Raw genomic sequence first — 10,901 nt, 5'->3', positions numbered from 1 at the left:
GGTGAATGTTTAAACATTCACCGCTCTTTTTGTAGGTATATCTTTGATACGATGTATGGATGTTTAGTGGAGACTATGGTGTCAGCTCCCGCTTTTTTTGATAGAGTAGGTTTCCAACAACGGCAAAACCAATGCAGACCATCATGGTACTAAATGGGTATATCGCTGTCATCCCCCTATTATTGGCCACAAAGCCAATTAATGGACCTGTGATGCCAAGTGAAATATCAATAAATAGCCCATAAGCAGCCAGAGCAGAGCCTTGTTGACTTTGGTCTACCCGTTTAATGGCTTCGACACCAAGCGCAGGAAATACCAGTGAGAAGCCAAAACCCGTTAACGCAGCGCCCAATAGGGTCCATAAGGGATCAATTGCCACGGCGATAACCGTGAGGCCTACTGTTTCGACGAAAAGACTAACTAAGGCAACCTTGAGCCCACCATATTGGTCAATGACCTTATTGAAAATTAGTCGTGTTAAAATGAAAAATACGCCAAATAAAGTTAAGCATGCTGCCCCATTTTCCCAATTGAAATGTTCATAGTAAAGCGTCATAAAAGTGGAGATACTGCCAAACCCCAGACCACCTAAGGCAAGACAAATTCCAAAGGGAGCTACTAAAAGCAATACGCGTCTAAAACTCACTTTTTCAGCCTTTTTACCTGCCACTTGATAGGGTGTTTTTGCGCGGCAATAAAAATAGCCGAGCAGACCAATAGCACTGGTCAATAGAGCCAAAGCTTCATAATTGATATGATCCACCAGCAACACACCCAAGGGCGCACCAATAGCCAATGCACCATAGCTGGCTATTCCGTTGAAAGAGATCGCTTTTGCGGCATGTTCGTCGCCGAGCTCCATTAATGCCCAATTTATAGGGCTCGCACCCACTAGACCCTCTCCAATTCCAGTAAACAAGCGGGTAATAAGTAGGAGACCCAAACTGAGCAGAGGCTGAGACCGGAATAAAAAAACAAGCAGTAAAAGGAGTCCCGATAATGCAAAAAATAACATGCTGCGCAGAACGGAAATCTTAGGGCCCTTGGTGTCCACAATTTTTCCTGCATAACCGCGTAGTAGGAAAGTAGCGATATATTGAACGCTAATAACCAGTCCCGCAATAATTGTATTAAATCCTAAAGTTTGATGAATAAAGATGGGGAGGGTAGCAAGCGATAGGCCGATTGTGAGGTAACCAAGGAAAGTTAAAGAGACGTAGCCTAAAATCTTTTGATTGACCTCCCGAGGAGAAACTGTCATTATAAAAATTTTAGGCGAAATTACGTCTTTATGCTTGTTTTAAGAAATAAAATCAATAAACAACTGTCTCTTTAATATCACAATTTTTCTCGAGCCATTCTTGGTCAAATTGTTTTGGTGAAATTCTTTTGCCTTGATAGATATAGTAAACTTTTTCAGATTCACCCTTTACTGGGGGACCAGGTATTTTATTGACAATCTTCTCTTCAGGACAGTCCTGTATCAAAGCCTGTTCTTTGACCTGACGAGTTTTACATGAATTGAAGGCGATAACAAGGATGAAAAGGTACAATAATTTATTCATGAGTTTAGTTTTAATACAATTGTTAACGTAAGCGCTGTTCAAAATGCGACATCAATTATTCAATAGTGTACAACTTTTTGATCGACTGTTTGTTCTATAAAAGATACCTGAAAGGCTAGAATCGCGACAGGAGAAATTAACGTTAGAAAAATTAAATAATAAGCATAGAAAACATGAGAAGAAAAGCAACAGCCCAATGGAATGGCAATCTGAAAGAAGGAAAAGGTAGCCTGACCACAGACAGTACAGCGTTGGATCATACGCAATACTCATTTTCGACACGGTTTGAAAATGGTGTGGGGACAAACCCCGAAGAATTATTGGCAGCAGCACATGCAGGATGCTTCACCATGCAATTGAGCGCTTTTCTTTCTGAAGCCGGTTTTGTCCCGGAAGAATTAATCACCGTGTCGACAATCGTGTTCGAGAATGGTTCAATTGTGCGATCTGAACTTGAACTGCAAGGAAAGGTGCCAACGATAAGCGAAACTGAGTTTCAAACAATAGCGCATAAAGCGAAGGAAAACTGTCCGGTGAGTAAAGCATTCAGTTTCGAGAAAACCTTAGATGCAAAGTTACTTTGATAAAGGCGTTCTATCGAACAAAAACTTGGTCTTTTTTCGTTAAAAGGAGAAAAAGCTGTTATTTTTGAGGCTAACATAAATAATTAGCAATATTGAATTTTAATCCATTGAGTTTTGGTTCAGAGAAAGAAAAATAAGTTAAGTTCAGCAGCGCTTGCGGAAAAGAATCTGGAAGCTGGAAAGGCATTTTTGGAAAAGTATGCCCAGCAAGAAGGAGTAATCGTATGCGCATCGGGTTTGCATTATAAGGTATTAACAAAGGGGGCGGGGCAAATCCCCAAGAAGTCGGCTAAAGTTATCTGCCATTATAAAGGCGAGCTTCTAGACGGAACTGTATTCGATAGTTCGTATAGGCGGAAGCGCCCCGAAACGTTTTATATTAATGAACTCATCGTGGGATGGCAAGAAGCGATTTCAATGATGCCGGTTGGATCAATCTGGGAGGTGTGCCTTCCACCAAAACTGGCTTATGGAAAGGAAGAGTTGTTACCTCGAAAAGGAGGAGAATGTACGTTGATATTTCAGATTGAGTTAATTGCGATTTTAGCTTAACCCTAAAAAACTTCCATAAAAAAGCCCGCGTCATCAGATGCGGGCTTTTTTATGGAAGTTTATTTTTTACTCTACTTCTTTGATCTTAGCATTGATTTCGGCCGTTTTAGCTTCGTCTTGCATAAAAATATAATAGTTCTTTAAATTCGTTAAAGCATCTACATTTTTTGGTTGCAAAGAAACTGCTTTCTCTAAGTAAGGAAGCACTGGCTTTAATTCTGCTTTAATCTTATTTAATTCTGCATCATATTGCGCTTGCGTCAATTTTCTGTTATTATTAACAACATTTAATTTTTCACGTGTTTTGTTCATTAACGTGATTGCTAAATTTGTATTTGCCTCAAAAAAGTTAGGATCAATCTCCAATGCTTTTTTGTATGCTGCAACTGCTGCGTCTTCGTTTTTCGCTGAAGATTGGGCTATGCCTAGGTAATAATTTAAGCTTTTATTGTTTGGATCTTTTGCTAATTGTGCAGTGATAGCATCAATTGTTTCTTTTTCGTGGCCTGTAATCAGATTCAATTCGATGTTTTGAGTCATCGCCGCATTGTCATCTGGATAAGCTTCAGCCGCTTTTTTTGCATATTCAAGTGCTGAAGTTGTATCTTGCATAGAGAGGTACAATTTCGGCAGATCGACCATAATCGTTTTATGCGAAGAGAAATCTTTTCTTGGAATTAGTTCTTTATAACGTTCCACAGCATTCTTATAATCCTTATTTGATAGCGCTGCAACACCGCTGTAATAAGTAACTAATGTATCTCCAGGAAGATAGGTCAACGCTTTTGTAAAAGAGCTGTACGATTCAGCATATTTTTGTGCTTGATATGCTTCTGCTCCCAAATTGAAATTATATTGTCCCAGAATTTGTTCTGCAACAGTAATATTCGCTTTATTCGCACCGTCTGTATCCAGCTGTTTTGCTTTCGCAATTCCGTCCTCAGCCAATTTCGCTAATTCAGATGACTTATCTATTGTTGATAGGTTTGCATTTACCAATGCATATACCGTCCACGCTTCCGCATTATCTTTTGTTTTGTCATTGACAACAGCTGCGTCAATAGCTTCTTTCGCCGATTTCAAATTAGGAATACCCAATTGAACCGTACCAGCGTCTTTCAATTCTTGGAATTTCGCTAGGGCAGATTTTGCCTTTTTAACATTGCCCGTCTGCGCAAAAGAAACTGAGGTAGATACAGTACCTATTGCTGCTAATAATAATAGAGATTTTAAATTCATATCTATTTAACTGTTAATTGATTCAATAATAAATTCACTCTGTCTAATTGAGATGCGTCATCAATAAGCTTATAATATTTAGCCAAAGCTTTAAGCGCATTGACATCATAAGGCTTAATCTCATTTGCCTTCAACAGATACTCGATGGTCAACTCTTGTATATCCTGGTTGGAAGGTTCCTTTAATAAAGTCTCCAGATTGATTAACCCTAATGCAAGATTAGATTCATAATTATTCGGATCCAATCGCAATACATTATTATAATATTCTTTCGCCCGTTTTATATCATTGGCATTTTCGTAAGAATAGCCTGCAATATAGTTCAGTTCGACATTTTCAGGTTCTAGACGGATAGCATCAGCAATGACATTTAAGATAGCGTCATAAGAATTATTGGCCGAATACACATCAATTAATCTAAAAAGTATCTGTTTATTTTCAGGAAATATAGCATGTCCTTTTTCAAGAACGTTCAAGACATCCTGTTTAGTACCTCCGAGCGAATAAATCTGCGCTAATTCAAGAAAGTAATTAGGCTTTGGATGTTCACTTTTAATGAGTTCATCATAATATTTGATTGAATTCATATAATCTTTATTCTTGCCGGAGAGTACCGCCAGATTATATTTGAGATCATTATTTTTGAAACCAAGTGAATCTATCCGAAGGTAAGCTTTATAAGCTTTGTCAAATTTGCCATCTTTTAAAGCCAACGCTCCCTGATAGGATATGGCTCCAGCAAGATTTTGACGAATGTAGTCCATTTCCGCAGGAAAGTTTCGACGTGCTTTTTTTTGATCCAGAAGCTTAAGTGATTTGATGGATACGTCGATAGGATCCATTTTATAGGGCTGCTTCCTTGTTGAATCTGCAACTGCCAAGGAGCTATATACCAATGCCCTTAAAAGGTTATTATTGACAGAAGCCGAATCTTTCTTTGATTGGAAGGCGGCGTCTGCAAACTTTCGCGCATTTTCAAGATTTTTAAATTCGCCAGTTTTGGTATATAAAGCAAAACTGTTGCTGCCCTCCTTTAAATTGGATTGGGCAACAACAGTTAAACTACTTGCAGATATTAACAATGATATCAGTAAGTTTTTCATTAGACTATTTATTCTTCGTTTGAGTCCGTGTTTTCTTCAGAAGTCGAATCACCATTTTCCGTTGACTCTTCGGTCAGTTCAGTCTCTTCTTCAGATTCTTCTTCACGATCGACTTTCGTAATAGACGCGATCTCGTCGTTATCTTTCAAATTAATGAGCCTTACACCTTGTGTTGCACGTCCCATTACTCTTAATTCTTCTACAGCAATGCGGATAACAATACCAGATTTGTTGATGATCATTAAGTCCTCGTTGTCCGTAACGCCTTTAATTGCAACGAGTTCACCTGTCTTATCGGTGACGTTGATTGTTTTCACACCTTTACCACCACGATTCGTTACGCGATAATCCTCGATATCTGTACGTTTTCCATATCCTTTTTCAGAAACGACCAACACGGTAGTTTCCGAATCATTCACACTAATCATGCCAATCACCTCATCGCTTTCCGCTGCCAAGGTGATACCACGTACACCTGTTGCCGTTCTGCCCATTGGACGAACCGTAGATTCATTGAAACGAATTGCACGACCAGAACGCAGTGCCATGACAATTTCGCTGCTTCCAGTAGTCAAACAAGCCTCAATTAATTGATCGCCTTCATTGATATTGATGGCATTGATACCGTTTGCTCTTGGACGAGAATAGGCTTCCAACGACGTCTTCTTAATCGTACCTTTTTTGGTACACATAATAATGAAATTGTTTTCCAAATAATCTTGGTCTTTCAGGTTCTTCACCAGGATGAAGGCCTTTATTTTCTCTTCTTTTGGAACGTTGATGATATTTTGAAGTGCTCGACCTCTAGAAGTACGGCTTCCTTCAGGAATCTCAAATGCACGCAACCAGAAACAGCGACCTGCCTCTGTAAATAGCAGCATATAATTATGTGCCGACGCTGTAATGATATGTTCGGTAAAATCTTCTTCGCGTGTATTTGTGCCAATTGATCCGCGGCCACCGCGACCCTGACGTTTGTATTCGGATAATGGTGTGCGTTTTACGTAACTGTTGTGGGAGATTGTGATAACGATTTCTTCATCATCAATAAAATCTTCCATACGCATATCTTCAGCAGAGTGTACAATCTGGGATCTACGTTCGTCACCATATTTTTCTTTGATCTCAATTAACTCATCTTTGATAATTTTCATACGAAGTCCCTCGTCTTCCAATATCGATTTTAAATAGTCAATTGTTTTCATCAATTCAGCATATTCCTCTTTAATCTTATCACGTTCCAGTCCTGTTAGACGACGTAAGGTCATATCAAGGATCGCGCGAGCCTGAAGATCGGATAGGCCAAATTTCTCCATTAATCCAAGGCGTGCATCTTCCGGAGTATCCGAATTACGGATCAATTTGATGACTTCATCCAAATGATCCAAGGCAATTAAATACCCCTCTAGAATATGAGCACGTTTTTCAGCTTCCGCCAGCTCATAGCGTGTACGTCTAACGATTACCTCATGTCTATGCTCTACAAACTCATGAATCATGTCTTTCAGATTCAATAGCATTGGCCTTCCTTTAACTAAAGCAATGTTGTTTACTGAAAATGAAGTTTGTAGCGCTGTGTATTTAAACAAATTGTTTAAAACAACATTTGCATTTGCATCGCGCTTGATGTCGTACACAATACGCATCCCGGTACGGTCAGATTCATCACGAATAGCAGAAATTCCTTCTAATTTCTTTTCGTTAACTAATTCGGCTGTACGCTCGATCATATTCGCCTTGTTCACTTGATAAGGAATTTCGGTGACGATAATCTGCTCTCTACCCGATTTGGTTGCTTCTATTTCAGCTTTTGCACGCATAACAATACGGCCACGACCTGTATTACAAGCATCTTGAACCCCAGCATAGCCGTAGATTAATGCACCTGTAGGGAAGTCTGGACCTTTGATGTGCTGCATCAATTCCGAAACCTCGATATCACGATTATCAATAAAAGCGATTGTACCATCGATAACCTCGGATAGGTTATGTGGGGCCATATTTGTAGCCATACCCACTGCAATCCCCGAAGCTCCGTTGACCAGGAGATTTGGAATACGGGTGGGAAGGACTGTTGGTTCTTGTAGGGAATCGTCAAAGTTATTTTGGAAATCAACCGTATCTTTGTTGATATCAGATAGCATTTCCTCGGCAATTTTCTTTAATCTTGCCTCCGTATAACGCATCGCCGCAGGTGGATCGCCATCGATGGAACCGTAGTTACCTTGACCATCTACCAAAGGATAACGTAAACTCCAATCTTGAGCCATACGAACCATGGTGTCATAAACGGATGAATCACCATGTGGGTGATATTTACCTAATACGTCACCAACGATACGGGCAGACTTTTTGTAAGGCTTGCCACTGGTAACCCCTAAGTCCAGCATGCCATAAAGAACACGTCTGTGTACTGGCTTCATGCCATCACGCGCATCAGGAAGTGCTCTTGATACAATGACAGACATGGAGTAGTCAATGTAGGCAGACTTCATCTGATCCTCGATGTTAATTGGGATAATCCGGTCGTTTGCCGGAACAAGATTGTTGTCGTTTTCTGTTTCTTCAGCCATATGAATTTGGTTTCAATAAAACTAGTATGCAAGCCCTCTAAACTGGCTTGCCACGCATGCGAAGTTACAAAAATTTAACCTCAAAAGCGAATGATTTAAGCCCTAATATACACAAAAAAGACAATCTTTTATGGATTGTCTTGGTACTTATGGGGTATCCTTTTTATTTGATTTTTTTAAAGCGGAGCCGAATTGAATTGCCGATGACAATTAAGTCTGAAAAGGCCATGCTAAGGGCGGCAAGCATAGGTCCGAAAAAGCCAACCGCGGCAAGCGGTATGGCCACAATATTGTACGCGAACGCCCAAAAGAGATTTTGCTTTATCGTCAATAGGGTATGGTGACCAATTTCCAGCAGCTTTTCAATAGATTTGAGCTCATTGTTTAATAAAACTACCTTTGCCGATTGGATGGCAATATGTGTCGAATCGCCAAGCGAGATGCCAACATCGGCAGCAGCTAATGCGGGAGCGTCATTGATACCGTCACCAACCATTGCGGTAGGGCCATTCTTTTTGAGTTTGAACAAGATTGCTAATTTTTCTTCTGGCGATTTATCCCAATACACATCCGCAATACCAAGTTTCTGTGCTGTGCGTTCACATTTGCTTTGTCGATCTCCACTCAAAAGAATAGGCCGTATGCCTTTATCTTTGAGGTATTGGATGAGTTCCTTTGCATACGGCTTAATTTGATCTTCGAGGACAATGCCTGCAATTACAACGGCATTGATGGTTAAGGTAAGGTCATAACGATTAGAGTAATCTTTTTCGCCAAGTTTTGCATTGCAAATGGAGTAGTTATTTCCATTTGTGTCGGTCGCAAAGATTCCTTTCCCTTTTATTTCATTGACTTCCTTGAAGATAATGCGGTAAGATTTTATCTCCTGGAGTTGTTTTCGGATCGACTTGGCGATCGGATGGCTCGAATAACTCTCCAATTGTGCGATGATCGATTCGACTTGCGATTGTTCGATACCAAAGGTCTGAATCGCTTTGATATTAAAATCGCCTGTCGTTAGGGTCCCCGTTTTGTCAAATACCATCTGTTTGAGATCGGACATCTCCTCGATGGTGCTTCCGCCTTTGATCAGTATTCCACTTTTTGCAGCTCTTCCCAGGCCAACCATGACAGCAGTAGGTGTGGCTAGCCCCATGGCGCATGGACAGGATACAACAAGGGTAGCTATGGCATTCATGAGGGATTGCTGCAGCGGAAATTGTGCGATAAAATAAGTAACAAAAAAAGTGAAAAATGATATCGTCACAACGATTGGAACGAAATAAGCGGCTACTTTATCACCAAATTTTTGAATAGGTGGCTTTTTACTCTGCGCATCTTTAATTAATTGGATAATCTGATACAGTACACTTTTAGACCCAACTTTGGTCGCCACGATTCTGATATTTCCTTCGGTTAGTAAGGTACCGCCGATGACGGCATCATATTTAAGTTTTTCGATAGGTAGACTTTCTCCGGTTAGCATAGATTCGTCCACCCAAGCCTGTCCTTCCAAAATATCGCCATCAACGGGGATGAGATTTCCAGAATTTACTTTTAAAATATCACCGGATTTAATTTCTCGGGCTAATAGCTCGACTTCTTGGTCATTTTCAATTTTGATAGCGGGTATATCTTGATATTTAACCAGCTCTTTGATGGCTGATGTGGTTTTGGTAACGGCTCTTTTTTCGAGGACATTTCCCAAAAATACCAGTGTTATGATTGTTGCACATGTTTCGTAGAACTGGTAATCATGTCCTAGATTATAATATGTTCCAATGAGACTATAGGCAAAAGCAGCTGTAGATCCAATAAAGATGAGTACATCCATATTGGGCATTTTGTTCCAGATGGAACGAAATGCACTGATGCCAAAATAGGAAAAACCAATGATGTAAACTGGCGCACAAAGCGCGAGTTGGATAAAGGGATCATGTAGAATAGGTAAATTCGTAAACATGTGACTCCACAAGGGTATCGTAAAGATGAGGCAGCAGAGGAACTTAAGCTCGATAGATTTCCAAAAGCTAGGTTTCTTATCCTTACCCTCCATAACTTTGTAACCCAAAGACTCAATGCCTTTGACCAGCACAGGTATTTGTTCCAGCGGTATCTCCGAAAATTTCACTTCATCTGATGCAAAATCGACATAGATATCCTTAGCACCGTTGTTTTCTAGGTATTTGTGAATTGAAATAGCACAATTTGCACAGTGCATTCCGCTTACGTTAAGTTCAGTTTGCACGTTCGATTCCTTCATTTAATAGCATGTAATGTCTTTAGCCAAAGATAGCTATTTCCTGATAATGCTTTTTACGTAAAGTAAAATTGTTTAGTTTAGCAAGCCCGTTTGAAGCCATTTTACATGAAATATCTTGAATAGTGAATGGGAGAACATTAAATTTGACTAGATAGACAACTTAAGCTTGTGTAAAAAATGACAAAACCGATTTCAATTTCTTTTATCGTCCGAATTATATTGTTGATTGCGCTAACGGCATCCTTTGTTCAATTTGAAACCTTTTATAAGCAGCGGGAGATCATCCGGAATATGGCATACGGCTTAAATACTTTTCTAACAGCTAGTGTCCTGATCTCCATTGGTCATTTTATCCTTGTAAAACTATACAATAGCCGAAATGAGCAGCAGGTTGTACGGGGTAATTTTGTGCTTGGAATTACGCGTGTCGCCACGGTAGGCGATGTCTTTTTCATTATTGTCAGCCTAATGATAGCGGTTGGGATTAACCCAAAAGATTTTATCACCAGCATGACAATTGTCGCAATGGCTATTGCTGTGATTTTTAGAGAATACATCACGAATATGATATCTGGTTTGATTATTATGTTTTCGGATCAGTTTTCTGTAGGCGATCGCATAAAAATCGGCGAATATCAGGGGAAAATCGTGGATATCACGTTGGCTAATCTGGTTGTGCGCGATGAAGATGACGACGCTGTGATGATTCCCAATAATTTGGTGTTTACTGCAACGTTGGTCAATAAGACCTCCCAAAAGTCAAATAAAATTGTTGTAAAATTCGAATTGCCGATTGATCGCTCGTTTGCAGTGGCGGAATTGGAACAGTATTTAAGTCCACTATTTCAAAAAAATCCAAATTTAGATCATTCCCAAGGTTTTACAATTAAGGTCGCCGATATGACTAAAGATTATATCAAGTATAAAGTTGAGGTTAGTGCAATCTCGTCCAGCAATAAAGTACATCAACAGGTACAAAGCAGCATATTAAATGAAATCCTGCAGTTTACGAGACTGTAGGG

At 39.8% G+C, this 10,901-nt stretch carries 9 protein-coding genes; 3 read left to right on the top strand and 6 right to left on the bottom strand.

The features are described from left to right. Window positions 1–73: 73 nt before the first annotated feature. Together B2O97_RS19050 and B2O97_RS19045 are read right to left on the bottom strand one after the other, a co-directional pair. Window positions 74–1,261, bottom strand: coding sequence for an MFS transporter (locus B2O97_RS19050; RefSeq protein ID WP_112376489.1), 1,188 nt, complete (start codon window positions 1,259–1,261; stop codon window positions 74–76). A gap of 52 nt (window positions 1,262–1,313) precedes the next feature. After that, window positions 1,314–1,565, bottom strand: a complete 252-nt coding sequence (locus B2O97_RS19045) for a hypothetical protein (protein ID WP_046673571.1) — start codon at window positions 1,563–1,565, stop codon at window positions 1,314–1,316. Window positions 1,566–1,738: 173 nt separating this feature from the next. On the opposite strand from B2O97_RS19045, the gene B2O97_RS19040 reads away from it, so the two are divergent. Continuing rightward, window positions 1,739–2,149 (top strand): OsmC family protein, encoded by a 411-nt coding sequence (locus tag B2O97_RS19040; protein ID WP_070568887.1) that lies wholly within the window; start codon window positions 1,739–1,741, stop codon window positions 2,147–2,149. 114 nt (window positions 2,150–2,263) lie between these two features. After that, entirely contained in the window at window positions 2,264–2,701 is a 438-nt protein-coding gene (locus tag B2O97_RS19035) for an FKBP-type peptidyl-prolyl cis-trans isomerase (RefSeq protein WP_112376490.1), read from the top strand. 66 nt (window positions 2,702–2,767) lie between these two features. Here B2O97_RS19035 and B2O97_RS19030 read toward each other — a convergent pair whose 3' ends face one another. The 4 genes from B2O97_RS19030 to B2O97_RS19015 all read right to left on the bottom strand — a co-directional run bounded on the left by B2O97_RS19030 (window position 2,768) and on the right by B2O97_RS19015 (window position 9,879). Continuing rightward, window positions 2,768–3,940, bottom strand: a complete 1,173-nt coding sequence (locus tag B2O97_RS19030; RefSeq protein ID WP_112376491.1) for a tetratricopeptide repeat protein — start codon at window positions 3,938–3,940, stop codon at window positions 2,768–2,770. A gap of 2 nt (window positions 3,941–3,942) precedes the next feature. Then, window positions 3,943–5,043, bottom strand: a complete 1,101-nt coding sequence (locus tag B2O97_RS19025; RefSeq protein ID WP_070568880.1) for a tetratricopeptide repeat protein — start codon at window positions 5,041–5,043, stop codon at window positions 3,943–3,945. Between the two features lie 8 nt (window positions 5,044–5,051). Beyond that, window positions 5,052–7,616, bottom strand: a complete 2,565-nt coding sequence (gyrA, locus tag B2O97_RS19020) for a DNA gyrase subunit A (RefSeq protein WP_286767923.1) — start codon at window positions 7,614–7,616, stop codon at window positions 5,052–5,054. 163 nt (window positions 7,617–7,779) lie between these two features. Then, complete coding sequence (locus B2O97_RS19015; RefSeq protein WP_112376493.1) at window positions 7,780–9,879, bottom strand: heavy metal translocating P-type ATPase; 2,100 nt, start codon at window positions 9,877–9,879, stop codon at window positions 7,780–7,782. Between the two features lie 177 nt (window positions 9,880–10,056). Between B2O97_RS19015 and B2O97_RS19010 the strand changes: the two genes are divergently transcribed. Next, the gene (locus B2O97_RS19010; RefSeq protein ID WP_286767922.1) at window positions 10,057–10,899 is read left to right on the top strand and encodes a mechanosensitive ion channel family protein; all 843 of its coding nucleotides are present in this window, start codon (window positions 10,057–10,059) and stop codon (window positions 10,897–10,899) included. The last annotated feature ends 2 nt before the right edge of the window (window positions 10,900–10,901 follow it).

The sequence above is a fragment of the Sphingobacterium sp. UBA865 genome, from assembly GCF_002295765.1.
GTDB lineage: Bacteria > Bacteroidota > Bacteroidia > Sphingobacteriales > Sphingobacteriaceae > Sphingobacterium > Sphingobacterium multivorum.
The sequence above is the reverse complement of the archived record's forward strand: the minus strand, read 5'-3'. Positions and strand labels throughout refer to the sequence as shown.

What these genes read in the sequence shown, in the direction of transcription:
- B2O97_RS19050 (WP_112376489.1), bottom strand. Translation starts at nt 1,261, where the DNA reads ATGACAGTTTCTCCTCGGGAGGTCAATCAAAAGATTTTAGGCTACGTC.
- B2O97_RS19030 (WP_112376491.1), bottom strand. Translation starts at nt 3,940, where the DNA reads ATGAATTTAAAATCTCTATTATTATTAGCAGCAATAGGTACTGTATCT.
- B2O97_RS19010 (WP_286767922.1), top strand. Translation starts at nt 10,057, where the DNA reads ATGACAAAACCGATTTCAATTTCTTTTATCGTCCGAATTATATTGTTG.
- B2O97_RS19040 (WP_070568887.1), top strand. Translation starts at nt 1,739, where the DNA reads ATGAGAAGAAAAGCAACAGCCCAATGGAATGGCAATCTGAAAGAAGGA.
- B2O97_RS19015 (WP_112376493.1), bottom strand. Translation starts at nt 9,879, where the DNA reads ATGAAGGAATCGAACGTGCAAACTGAACTTAACGTAAGCGGAATGCAC.
- B2O97_RS19045 (WP_046673571.1), bottom strand. Translation starts at nt 1,565, where the DNA reads ATGAATAAATTATTGTACCTTTTCATCCTTGTTATCGCCTTCAATTCA.
- gyrA (WP_286767923.1), bottom strand. Translation starts at nt 7,616, where the DNA reads ATGGCTGAAGAAACAGAAAACGACAACAATCTTGTTCCGGCAAACGAC.
- B2O97_RS19025 (WP_070568880.1), bottom strand. Translation starts at nt 5,043, where the DNA reads ATGAAAAACTTACTGATATCATTGTTAATATCTGCAAGTAGTTTAACT.